The following is a 12,727-nucleotide window of genomic DNA, read 5'->3' on the forward strand; positions in this document are numbered from 1 at the left end:
ACTGGAAGACCTTCTTGAAGTTTATTCTACTAAATTTTCTAAAATAATCTGGTTTCTTCCTTGCTGTTTAGCACAGTAAAGTGCTTTATCAGTTATCGCAATTAAAATATCGGGATTAATTTCTGTATTCGGAACAACAGTAGTCACTCCTAAACTGAGCGTAACAAATTCACTAACAGTAGATGTAGCATGAACAATTTTCAGAGATTGCACTTTCTGTCTAATTAATTCTGCTACTTTTAGAGCACCATTAGCATCAGTGTTGGGCAAAATTACAGCAAACTCTTCACCTCCATATCTTGCTACTAAATCTGCGGGACGATTAACACAAGTATTAATTGTTGTAGCTACCTGCTGTAAACAAAAATCTCCTACCAAATGTCCGTAAGTATCATTATAAAGCTTGAAGAAATCTACATCACATAAAATTAAAGATAACGGAGATTTTTCCCGAAACATTTGTAACCATTCTAATCCTAAATATTCATCAAACAACCGACGATTAGCCACACCTGTTAAACTATCTATAGTAGCTAATCGCTCTAGTTCTTGATTAGCTTTTACTAAAGCGTCTTCAGTTCTTTTCAATTGAATTAGTGAAGCTAACTGAGTAGCTAAAGCATGAACCAAATCAACTACTCTAGGTTCCGGTTCGCTTAATTGTTTTTTATAAAATACGAGAATAGTTAAAACTTGATCGTTGACTAAAATGGGAATTCCAAAAGCTGTTTTTAAACCGACTTCCAGAGCATCTTTTTGTCTCACAAATTTAGTTTCAGTTTCATTTGAAACATCTTTTAACCACTCAAATTGTTTGGAAGTCCAAATTCTTCCGGGTAATCCACTACTAGGAGGTAAGGTTAAAGATTTACTTTTTTCAATAAACTTTTCCAAGCTTTTATCACTAGTATACCAACCAGTACTATATTCTAATTTGCTAGTTTTATTATTGGGAATCCAAGCTTCTCCTAAATCCCAACCTATAGCGAGGCAAACTTGTTTAAGGGTTACTTTCAGCGCACCGTCAAAATCTAGTGACTTACTAATTAGTTGAGTAGTATCCAATAAAAACCTAATTTCCTCTTCTACTTTCTGCCGTTCCAGAATTTCTAATTGTAGTTGGGTATTTTGCTGATAAAGTTGCTTTTGCAGTTGATGAATAGTTAATTGATTTTCCACACGAGCTAACACTTCTTCCAGTTGAAAAGGCTTAGCAATATAGTCTACTCCTCCAACTCGAAAAGCTTTCACTTTATCTAAAGTTTCATCTAAAGCACTAATAAAAATCACCGGAATATGGCGAGTTACTTCCTGGGATTTGAGGATTTTACAAACTTCATAACCGTTGATTTCCGGCATATTTATATCTAATAATATCAGGTCTGGTTGGCTTACTTGTACTCCTTTTAAAGCTAACTTACCATTAATTGCTTTTCTTACTTGATAACCTTGAGACATCAGCATATTCGACAAAAGCCGTAAGTTGTCTGGGGTGTCATCAACAATTAAAATATCGGCTTTATGCTGTAGTGATTTGAATTCATTCATCAGAAAATTCTCTGGTTAATTCGATAATTATATCCATGCGAAAGTTATCCACTAAATCTAGTAGATTATGCCTTAGTTCAGAGTGAGTTAGGGGAATTAGTTGAATAAGTTCGATCGCGTCTTGGTCGTTGATAGCGAGTGATGCTCTATGTAGTTTAACTAACCATTCTTTTGGCATAATCTTTAAGTCATCCGGGTTAATATTTTTTGTCTGTGCGGGATGAATAACAGGGGTAGATAATGAATCTTGTTGATAAAGATAGCGCAATCCTAAATGTTTTGCCATTTTTTCAAATAGCATTTCTTCCCGAAATGGTTTGGGGAGAAAGTCATCACAGCCTGCTTTTAAGATAGCTGATTGTTGCTCTTGAAAGGCACTAGCAGTAAGAGCAATAATCACGGTTTCATGACCTTTGGCGTGAGACTTAATGTGTTTAGTGGCTTCATAGCCATCCATGATTGGCATTTGCATATCCATCCAAATTAAATGAGGTTGCCAACTTTCCCAAATGTTAATTGCCTGTTGACCATTTTCAGCTTCCCGGATTTCAAATCCGAAAGGTGTGAGCAATTGTACTACTAATTGTCGATTTTCTTTAATATCTTCAACTATGAGGATACGGTAAGTCGGTTGATTTGGCTCTAAACCGATAATTCGTTTTGTGGAAGAGATGGCATTTTCTTCCAAATGAGAAACTACATTAACGAGGATGTCGAATGTAAAAGTAGTTCCTTGACTAAGTTGGCTGCGAACGCTGATATCTCCTCTCATTAATTTGATGAATTGTTGGCTAATGGGTAAACCTAAACCTGTTCCTTGTCCTGTTTGACGACCTGTTTGGGTTTGAACGAAGGGTTGAAATAAAATCGAAAGTTCGTTAGGTGCAATTCCTGGGCCAGTATCTTCTACTATAAAGATAATTTTAGTTTTTGGGTTGGTAAAAGAGTGTTGAGTGATTTCTGTTTTTCCTAAAAGAACGTGCAGTTTGACAACGCCTGTCTGGGTGAATTTGATGGCGTTACCTAGTAGATTGAGGAGAACTTGCCGTAATTTACTTTCATCTGTTTTGATATGTTGCGGTACTTGAGGAGCAATTTCAAATACTAGTTGTAAACCTTTAGAGTTGGCTTTGAGTCGCAGTAGTTCTTCAAGAGAATTAAGTAATTCATGGAGGTTGAAAGGATTTTCATTTAAGGTAATTTGTCCGGCTTCTATTTTTGACATTGATAAAATGTCATTAATTAAATCGAGCAAATGTTCGCCGCTGCGATTAATAATTTCTGTATATTCTTGTTGTTCTAAAGAGAGTGATGGGGAACGTGCCATGAGTTGACTAAATCCCAAGATAGCATTTAAAGGAGTCCGCAATTCGTGACTCATTTTGGCGAGAAATTGACTTTTAGCTTTGTTAGCAGCATCAGCGGTTTCTTTGGCTTTCCTTAATTCTAATGATTGTCTTTGAGTTTGTTCTAGTAATTCTGCTTGTTGCAAAGCTACTGCTAGTTGAGTGCCAATTTGTACTACTACATCTATTTCGGCTTTTTGCCATTGTCGGGAGCCAGAATTTTGATAGTTTGCTAGTAATCCCCAAAGTTTATTGCCACAAAAAATAGGTACGGTTAAGTAAGCTTTAGCTTGAAATTGTTCTAAGAGATTGATATAGCATTGGTCGAAGTTTTCTTGATAGATATCTGCTACTGCTAGATAGCTAGCGCCACGAGTGTAAGCGCCGCCTTGGGTTTCTTGTAAATAGGTGTCTTGAATTATAATTTCCGGGGTTCCCCAGGTTTTTACAACACATCTTTCTGAGTCTAAAGCGTCATTTGTCAGATCGGGATTTTCTTGATGTGATGTAATTAAAGAAACCCAATCTTTGGCTACAGATTCGGCGACGAATTCGCCACTCCAGTCAGGATTAAAGCGATAAATGGCGACCCGATCGCAATTAAGAACTTGGCGTAATTCTGAGGTGGTAGCTTTAAATATTGTTTCTAGATTTAAGGTTTGACGGATTCTTTCGATCGCTTTAGCGATCGCTTTAAAACGTTCGGCGCTTTCTCGTAAGGCGGCTTCTGATTGCTGGCGTTCGGTGATATCAATTGCCATTGCTGCACCGCCAATTATTTGACTGTGATTGTCTACTAAAACTGTGTTATACCATTGACAAATTATCCGTTTGCCATCTTTAGTTAGGTTGTGATTAATGTGAGGTTTTTCGCCACCTTCTTGCATTAATTTTTGAAGCAAATTAGTGATATTTTGCAATTTATCTGGTGGGACTAATAATTTTAAGGCGTTAAGATTTTGAATTTCTTCAGCTTTATATCCAAAAACTGTTTCGGCGGCTGGATTCCAAGCGACTATTTCAAAGTTTTTATTCCATTCCATGATGGCTACAGGAGTTTGTTGAACAAAAAAGGATAGCCTTTTCTGTGATTCTCTCAGTTTAGCTTCCGAGAGTTTGCGATCGGTGATATCAAACATTAAACCATGCCAAACAATTTCTCCGTTTGAGTGAGATTCTGGTTTAGAAGCTGCTTGTATCCATTTAATTCCTGATGGGGTAATTATTCTACCTTCCCAGCGCCAAGGTTCTAAGGTTTGACTACAAATTTGTATGCTTTCATCGTGATTTTGGCGATCGTCGGGATGAATTTTATTAAAAACTAATTCTAAATTTTCTTGAATTTCTTCTGGTTCCAATTCATGAATTTCTCGACAAGCGGAACTAATATAAGTTAAATGAAAACTTCCATCTGATTTTTGAATAATTTCATAAATCACTCCTGGTAAATTATCTGCTAATTTTTGAAATCTGGCTTCGCTTTGTCTTAAGGCTGCTTCTGTTCTTTTGCGATCGCTAATATTTGTTGCTGCACCAAGAATTTGTTCCGGCTTACCATCTGGGGTTCTAGTAAAGACAATTTCTCGACTAAACAACCAAAGCCATTCACCATTTTTATGCCGAATGCGGTACTCAAAATCAATAGCTTCACCATCCTTAACTGTTTCCAGTTTAGTAAAACGTTCCATTAGCATCGGGTAATCATCTGGGTGAAACACATTTGACCAATCTGTGTTATGCAAATTCTGTAATTCTTCTGGTGTATAACCGAGTATTTTCACTACTTCGGCATTAGTATAAATATTGTTAAGTTCTGGTAATTTATAAATATATAAAAGATTTGGGTTGGCATCTGTTATAGCTTGCAACCAACGCTGGCTTTTTTGCAATTTTTCTTCTATTTCTTTACGTTGAGAAATATCTTCAATTATCCCGATAAAATACAGAGGATTTCTTTCCCAGTCTCGCACTAATGAAGCACTAACATTTACCCACTTAATTTGACCATCTTTCCGAATTAAACGTTTTTCTACCGCATAGTTGTCAATTTCCCCTGCTAAAAGTTGATTGACATAATCTAAGCATAAATCTATTTCTTCTACCAGAGTCCAGTGTTGCCAATTGAGTTGTAATAGTTCGGACTCTGAATATCCAGTAATTTGACAAAACTGTTTGTTTACCCGGAGAAATTGACCAGTAAGAGATACTTGAGTCATTCCTACCGCAGCTTGCTCAAAAATAGCGCGGAAACGTTGTTCGCTTTCGCTGAGTGCTTCTTGTGCTTGCTTGCGTTCAGTAATATCGGTAGAGGAACCAACAACTTCAATAGGATTTCCTGCTTCATCCCGGATTAATTTAAAAGTATCGTAAACCCAACGATAGCTGTTATCTTTTTGTAAAAAACGATATTCCCAAGAGAAATGATCTTGGGTAAATATTTGGGGGATTTGAGCTAAGACAAATTCCTTATCTTTTGGATGAAGCCGATTAATCCAAAAGTTTTTTTTCTGTAAAAATTCTGCTGCTGAATAACCTAAAATATTTTCACAGTTCTGACTAATAAAAGTAGTAGTGATGTTGATGTCAGGTTTGTAGCTATAAATTACTGAGGGACTAGAAGAAAGCAAATATTCCAGTCGTTTTCTTGCCATAGTTAAAGCTTCTTGAGCTTCTTTTTCTGAAGTAATATCGCGGAAAGTTACAGCTAAACCATCAGCTAATTTAACAGCAATAATTTGAAACCATCCTTGGATCTTGTCATAATGGTAATACAATTTTTTATTTAGAGTTTCGCCTGTTTCTACTACTTTGATGTAGGCTTCAAATAAGCCACTTTCCCGATGACCAGGCATTTCTTCTAATAAGTATTTACCGATCGTATCCTGAGCATTACGTTGGATCAGTTTTTCGGCTGCTTGATTTAGTACAAGACATTTAAAATTTATAATATTTCCTTGGGAATTGCGAACCGAAGCCAAGGCAGTAATCCCATCTAAGGAACTGTCTAATACACTAGTTAAAAGAGATTCAGTTTGTTGTAAATGTTGATTCTGATTTTGTAGTTGCTTTTGTAAGTTTTTAATAGTGAGTTGGCTTTCTATGCGAGCTAGTACTTCTTCGACTTGAAATGGTTTAGTAATATAATCTATACCACCAACGCGAAATGCTTTAACTTTTTCATTAACTTGGTCTAATACACTGAGAAAGATTACTGGTATATCTTTAGTTTGGGAATTTGCTTTTAACCTTTGACAAACTTCATAGCCATTCATTTCTGGCATCATCACATCTAAAAGGATTAAATCTGGTGGAGAGGCGATCGCATAATTCAAAGCTAATTCTCCAGAAATAGCTCTTTTAACACTGTATCCTTCTTGATTAAGAAGATCGGACAAAAATCGGAGGTTACTAGCTTGATCGTCAACTACTAAGATTTCAGTCTTGGCATTTTCAATTTTTATTTGAGGAAAGTCATTTTCTGATGGCAACATACCTTTAAACTACTTCATAGCTGATTTTGTTATACGAACCATTATGTCAAGCCGAAAATCATTAAGCAAATCCCTTAAAGCATTAGCCAGGGTTGCAGAGTCAGCTGGTAATTGCTCAATTAACTGAGATATTAACTCTTCATTTAGTTCATTGGCGGCTTGATGTAACTGCTGTATCCAATTTTGAGGTACTTGAGCTAGTAAGGGTAAAAAGAATGAATATGGTCTTTGGTTAACAGAATAACGCTTTCTATAAAAGGAGTTGTTTACTTGAGGCAAATCTTCATAAACATAGAGTATTCCTATGTATTCTGCTATTTTATCAAAGACAACTTTCTCTTGAAAAGGTTTACGAACAAAATCATCACAACCAACTGCCAAAAATTCTTCTTTTCTCTCTTCAAAAGCACTAGCAGTTAAAGCAATAATTATTGTATGAGGTACACAAAGCAAGGTGTTAAATAGAGAAAATTTGCGATCGTTCTCTTCACTGCATACATCTATTTTTTTTCTTTGGTTTTCCAAGTTTCTAATATTTTTAGTAGCCTGTAACCCGTTCATTATAGGCATTCGAGTATCCATGAAAATTAAGTGTGGTTGCCAACTAGACCACAAGCTAACTGCTTGTTCACCATTTTCAGCTTCTTGCACTTCAAAACCGATCGGCTGAAGTAACTTAACTAACAACAAACGGTTGTCTCGATTATCATCTACTATTAAAATTCGACAGGGTATTTGTTTTTGCTGTAATCCAATTACTCTCTGACGGACTAGAGGTGTAATTTCTGCAAAATTTGCCAGAGTAACTTTAATATCAAATTTAAAAATTGTTCCTTTCCCTAAAACACTACTAACAGTAATATCTCCTCCTAACAGCTGTACAAATTTGCGAGTAATTGTTAAGCCTAAACCAGTTCCTTCAGCAGATTGTCTTCCTGATTCCGTTTGAATAAAAGCATTAAATAGACCGCTAATTTCTTCTTCTGCAATACCTACTCCCGTGTCTTCAACTTCAAAATCAAGTTGGCATGATTGAGAACTTAAGCTAGAATCACTTTCATTACAGACATTAACGCGCACAATAATGCTTCCAGATTCGGTAAACTTCAGTGCATTAGCGAGCAAATTAATTAAACAACTGCGTAATTTCTTCTCATCAGTTTTAATATACTGAGGAACTTCTGGGGATACGATTAATTTCATTTTTAATCTTTTTCTTTCAGCTTTGATTTGAAACATTTCTTCCAAGCTATCTAAAAGTCTATAAAAATCAAAGCTAGCTTCATTGAGTGAAAGTACTCCTGATTCTATTTTAGATAATTCCAAAACATCATTAATTAATTCCAACAAATGTTCACCGCTGCGATTAATAATTCGCAGGTTTTCTGTTTGATCGCTACTCAAGAGAGAGTCGCGCATCATAACTTGTGTAAAACCCAAAATTGCATTCAGGGGAGTACGCAATTCATGACTCATGTTGGCAAGGAATTCCGTTTTAGCTTGAGAAGCAGCGGCGGCGGCTTCTTCTGCCTTTTTGCGTTCAATTATTTCTGCTTGTAATTGCTGATTTTGAGCTATTAATTGTTTTTGTAATCTGCGAATTGTTAGTTGATGTTCAACTCTTGCCAAAACTTCTTCTACTTGAAATGGTTTGGTGACATAATCTACACCTCCAACTTGAAAGGCTTTAAGTTTGTCTAATACTTCATCAGAAGCACTAATAAAAATTACAGGTATTTCCATAGTTTCGGAACTACTTTTAAGTTGCTCGCAGACTTCATAACCGTTCATGTCCGGCATTCTAATATCAAGTAATATTAAGTCGGGTTGAGCCGATCGCGCCGCTCGCAATGCCATTTTTCCATTAATTACTCCCCGAATTTTATATCCACAATCGGTTAAAGTTGCCGAGAGAACTTGCAGGTTTTCTGGCGTGTCGTCAACAATCAAAATATTTCCTTTATGACCTATACTATTGCTATCCATTATTTTAAAATCGGGTTCTACTAACTAATGAGTAATTTGTTAATTTGGCTTAGCTGCTTTTCTGTGCTTCGATTAAATCGATGATTTTGTCGCACCGGAAATTGTGAGCTAAATCAGCAATCGATCGACGAATATGAGCATATTCAGGTGGCATTTGTTCCAGTAATGTAAAAATTTGTTCATTATCTACTGAATCAGCCGCCTGATATAGCTCATCAATCCATTCTGGAGACATTACCTGTAAACAGAAAGGTTCAATATTATTGCCTGAATCTATGTTTCCGTTTAAAGTTTCTTCTCCAGGTAATGAAAAACTTGCTGTTAGTTTTTCTTCACTACTTAATGATGAAATTGATTGTTCATAAATGTAATTCACTCCTAAATATTTAGCTATTTTTTCTAAAATTATTTGTTCGCGGAATGGCTTTGCTACAAAGTCATCACAGCCTACTGATAGGATAACAGAACGTTCTTCCTCAAAAGCACTTGCTGTTAAGGCAATAATTACAGTTTCTTGACCTTTTGAATAGGTTTTGATGTATTTAGTAGCTTCATAACCATCCATAACAGGCATTCGCATATCCATCCAAATTAAGTGTGGTTCCCAAGTTGACCACAGTTTTATTGCTTGCTGACCATTTTCTGCTTCCTGTACAGCAAAGCCAAGGGATGCTAATAGTTTGACTAATAAAAGACGACTTTCTAAGCGATCGTCAACTACAAGAATACGATACTCAGGTTGTCCCGGTTCCAAAGCAACTACTCGCTGATTTTCTTGAGTATTTTCTACCTGACTTTTATCAGTAATATTAATAGCAATATAAAATTTGAAAATTGTCCCTTTACCTAAGATGCTGTTAACAGTAATATCTCCTCCCATGAGTTGAACAAATTGGCGGCTAATTGGCAAACCTAAACCTGTTCCTTCTTGCGATCGCCGACCAGTTTCTGTTTGCATAAATGGTTTGAATAAATTATCTATTTCTTGCGGAGAAATTCCGGCTCCTGTATCTTCGATTTCAAAAAATAAATAATCGAGTAAATCCACTTGTTCTTGATTTCTAGGTTCATCTGCCAATTTAACTCGCAAAGTTACCCCTCCTTCATTTGTGAATTTAATGGCATTTCCCAGTAAATTAATTAACACTTGTCGCAATTTATTTTCATCTGTTTCTATATGTTGCGGCAGATTTGGATGGCAATCAAAAATTAGCTGCAAACCTTTTTTCTTAGCTTGCAGTTCTAACATTTCATTAAGGCTATTTAATAACTTACACAAGTTAAAAGTATTTCGATCTACTGTTACTCTTCCTACTTCAATTTTAGACATTTGTAAAATGTTGTTGATTAGTTGGAGTAAATGTTCTCCACTGCGGTTAATAATTCCTAATTGTTCTTGTTGCTCTACTTTTAAAGATAAATCACGTAATAATAATTGAGTAAAGCCTAAAATAGCATTCAATGGAGTTCGTAATTCGTGACTCATATTAGAAAGAAACTCACTTTTGGCACGGTTGGCTTTATCTGCTGCTTCTTTTGCTTGTTGCAATGCTAATTCTGCTTGTTTACGTTCGGTAATATCTTGACTCACAGAAATTACACAAGTTTCTCCGCTGATTTCGATAATTTCTGCTGCTAGTAATGCAGTTCTAATATCTCCGTCTTTGGTACGGAAATCAAATTCAAAGTTGCGAATTCTGCTGTGAGAAGTTAACAATTCAAATAAGCGGATACGATCGGACAAATTCACCCATAAATCTAGTTCGATCGCTGTACTACCAATAATCTCTTGGTTGCTATAACCAATCATTTGGCAAAAAGCATCATTAACTTCAATATGACAGCCATCACTAAGCCTAGTAATAGTAATTGGATTGGGAGAGGAACGAAAAGCTTTAGCAAACTTTTCTTCCGAAAGACGTAATGCTGCTGTACGTTCTTCAACAATACTTTCTAATTTTTGATTCATTTGCTGGAGTTGAGCATTTTGCTCTGCCAGCTGTTGGGATAAAAAGTAGCTATGTACGGCTTCTTTAACAGTTAATTTTAAATCTTCTGTTTGCCACGGTTTGGCGATATAACGATACAATCTAGCATATTTGATCGCGTTTCCCACTGCTTCTAAATCTGCTTGACCAGTGAGAAGAATTTTCAAGGTTTCAGGAATTAATTCATGAATTAGCCTTAGTAATTCATCGCCTTTTAAATCAGGCATAATATAGTCAGAAATAACCAAGGCAATCTGATAGTTATCTGCTACTAATTCCTCAATTAACTCTAAAGCATCAGCCCCACATTCAGCAGTTTCAATCAAATAATCATTGCCTAATATTGCTTTAAGCTCTATCTTGAGACTATCTAAAATTGTTACTTCATCATCAACACAGAGGACGATCGGTTTTTTCATACTTTCCTCCATTTAGAAAACTTCGCTTTTTTCTCTGCATTCTCTAAAACCATTTATGTAAGTTTTCAGTAATTCAGTTTATAGCCTTTCCAAACCTGATTTAATTGTTTCAATTAACTCCTGACTACTCCAAGGTTTGTATAAACAATTATGTAATGATGCTTTCTCCTTAGCACGTTGAATTGCTGTTTCATCAGCTTGTCCAGTTAACATCACTTTAATGATTTTGGGATATTTTTTATGGACACGGATCAAAAATTCATCGCCTTTAATACCAGGCATCAACCAATCAGAAACAATCACTAAGATATCAGTTTCTTCTGATTGTAACTCTTCAATAATTTCTAAAGCTTCATCGGCACTTTCAGCGACTTCATAAATATAAGCATCGCCGAATTCTTTTTTAAGTTGAATTTTCAAGCTATTTAGTACTACTGTTTCATCATCAACACACAAGATTGCTGGCTTAGACATGATTTTTTCCTTAACTAAAAAACAATTTTACTCGTTGGAATGAGAATCAAATGGTAAAGTTACAGTAAAGGTAGTTTGTCCGGGAACACTTTCGGCAAAGATTTCGCCATCATGTTTTTGAATTATCTTTTTTACAATATCCAATCCTAAACCGCTACCTTCTCCTGCGGGTTTAGTGGTAAAAAAGGGTTCAAATATCCGGGGCATTATTTCGGGAGAAATTCCTTTACCACTGTCAGTTACCTTAACTAATAAGCTATCATATTGATGAGTGACGCTAATAGTTAAATGACCTTTATAGTCCATTGCTTGAATAGCATTATGAATTAAGTTTGTCCAGACTTGGTTTAATTCATCGGGATAACATAACAAAGATGGTAAATTGGATTCATAGTTCTTTGTAACTTCTATACCATGTTTCAGTTGGTTATTGTAGAGAGTTAAAACTGTGTCTATACCCTCAGTAATTTGCGATCGCACTTTTTCCCCCGAATGATCGTAACGAGCATAATTTTTTAAAGCGAACACAACCTTGGCTGCTTTTTCTGTAGCAGTTCTAATATTGTCTGTGCTTTTCTGGATGCTGGCAACTTGATAAGCTTTTTCTAAGATTTCCGTGCCATTTTCGCTTTTTAGTAGGGGGACTAAGGTTGATATGCGATCGTAAATTCCTAAATCAACTAAAGTATCGCCAATAGTATCAGCATTACTAATTTCCTCTCCTTCTAACTCTTGAATCAAAGCTTTCTTTAATTGGCGCTTTTCTTTACTAGACAAACTGATTTTCTGCTGACTAGATCTCTGTAATATTTCTAAGAAATACTCCTGGTGTTCTGGCGTTAAAGAGTTGAAAAAGTCAGGAAACTTCAATAGGTTATCCTTCAAAAAGTCAGCAATATTTTCTACCGAGGAACGAATTGCCCCCAAAGGAGTATTAATTTCATGTGCTATTCCCGCCACAAGTTGTCCTAAAGCCGCCATTTTTTCAGAATGGATTAACTGTTCTTGGGTACTTTGTAATTGTTTGACAATTACTTCTAAATCTTTATTTTTCGCGGTGATACTTTTTTGCAATTCCCGAATCGCTAAATGGGTTTCTACTCGCACCAAAACTTCTTCTAATTGAAAAGGTTTAGTCACATAATCTACACCCCCGACTTGAAAAGCCTGTACTTTATCTAATACATCATCTAAAGCACTAATGAAAATCACCGGAATTTCCCGCGTTAATTCATTTCTTTTCAATTGTTTGCAGACTTCATACCCGTTCATTTTCGGCATATTAATATCCAGCAAAATCAAATCTGGTGGCATAGATTGAGCACCCATTAGTGCTAATTCACCATCCATAACCGGACGCACTTTATAGCCTTTTTCGGTTAACATTCCTACTAAAAGACGTAGATTATCTGGTGTATCATCAACAACTAAAATGTTAGCCTTATAATTTGTGTTTAAGCTAGGACTCATAACTA

The 12,727-nt window shown here is 35.8% G+C and carries 6 protein-coding genes; all 6 read right to left on the minus strand.

Annotated features, from left to right (window positions below):
• Positions 1–21: 21 nt before the first annotated feature.
• Entirely contained in the window at positions 22–1,548 is a 1,527-nt protein-coding gene (locus tag ACE1B6_RS20625; RefSeq protein WP_413259143.1) for a diguanylate cyclase domain-containing protein, read from the minus strand.
• On the minus strand, positions 1,541–6,385 hold the full coding sequence (locus ACE1B6_RS20630) for a PAS domain S-box protein (protein ID WP_413259144.1): 4,845 nt from the start codon (positions 6,383–6,385) through the stop codon (positions 1,541–1,543). Before ACE1B6_RS20630 ends, ACE1B6_RS20625 begins: the two co-directional genes overlap by 8 nt.
• 9 nt (positions 6,386–6,394) lie before the next feature.
• Entirely contained in the window at positions 6,395–8,371 is a 1,977-nt protein-coding gene (locus tag ACE1B6_RS20635) for a response regulator (RefSeq protein WP_413259145.1), read from the minus strand.
• 49 nt (positions 8,372–8,420) lie between these two features.
• Positions 8,421–10,778 (minus strand): response regulator, encoded by a 2,358-nt coding sequence (locus tag ACE1B6_RS20640; RefSeq protein ID WP_413259146.1) that lies wholly within the window; start codon positions 10,776–10,778, stop codon positions 8,421–8,423.
• Between the two features lie 78 nt (positions 10,779–10,856).
• A complete protein-coding gene (locus ACE1B6_RS20645; protein WP_413259147.1) occupies positions 10,857–11,252 on the minus strand; it encodes a response regulator in 396 nt (131 codons plus the stop codon).
• Positions 11,253–11,279: 27 nt separating this feature from the next.
• On the minus strand, positions 11,280–12,722 hold the full coding sequence (locus tag ACE1B6_RS20650) for a hybrid sensor histidine kinase/response regulator (protein WP_413259148.1): 1,443 nt from the start codon (positions 12,720–12,722) through the stop codon (positions 11,280–11,282).
• Positions 12,723–12,727: the final 5 nt, after the last annotated feature.

This window comes from Floridaenema fluviatile BLCC-F154 (assembly GCF_041929135.1).
GTDB classification, from domain to species: Bacteria; Cyanobacteriota; Cyanobacteriia; order Cyanobacteriales; family Aerosakkonemataceae; genus Floridanema; species Floridanema fluviatile.

What these genes read in the sequence shown, in the direction of transcription:
- ACE1B6_RS20625 (WP_413259143.1), bottom strand. Translation starts at nt 1,548, where the DNA reads ATGAATGAATTCAAATCACTACAGCATAAAGCCGATATTTTAATTGTT.
- ACE1B6_RS20645 (WP_413259147.1), bottom strand. Translation starts at nt 11,252, where the DNA reads ATGTCTAAGCCAGCAATCTTGTGTGTTGATGATGAAACAGTAGTACTA.
- ACE1B6_RS20650 (WP_413259148.1), bottom strand. Translation starts at nt 12,722, where the DNA reads ATGAGTCCTAGCTTAAACACAAATTATAAGGCTAACATTTTAGTTGTT.
- ACE1B6_RS20635 (WP_413259145.1), bottom strand. Translation starts at nt 8,371, where the DNA reads ATGGATAGCAATAGTATAGGTCATAAAGGAAATATTTTGATTGTTGAC.
- ACE1B6_RS20630 (WP_413259144.1), bottom strand. Translation starts at nt 6,385, where the DNA reads ATGTTGCCATCAGAAAATGACTTTCCTCAAATAAAAATTGAAAATGCC.
- ACE1B6_RS20640 (WP_413259146.1), bottom strand. Translation starts at nt 10,778, where the DNA reads ATGAAAAAACCGATCGTCCTCTGTGTTGATGATGAAGTAACAATTTTA.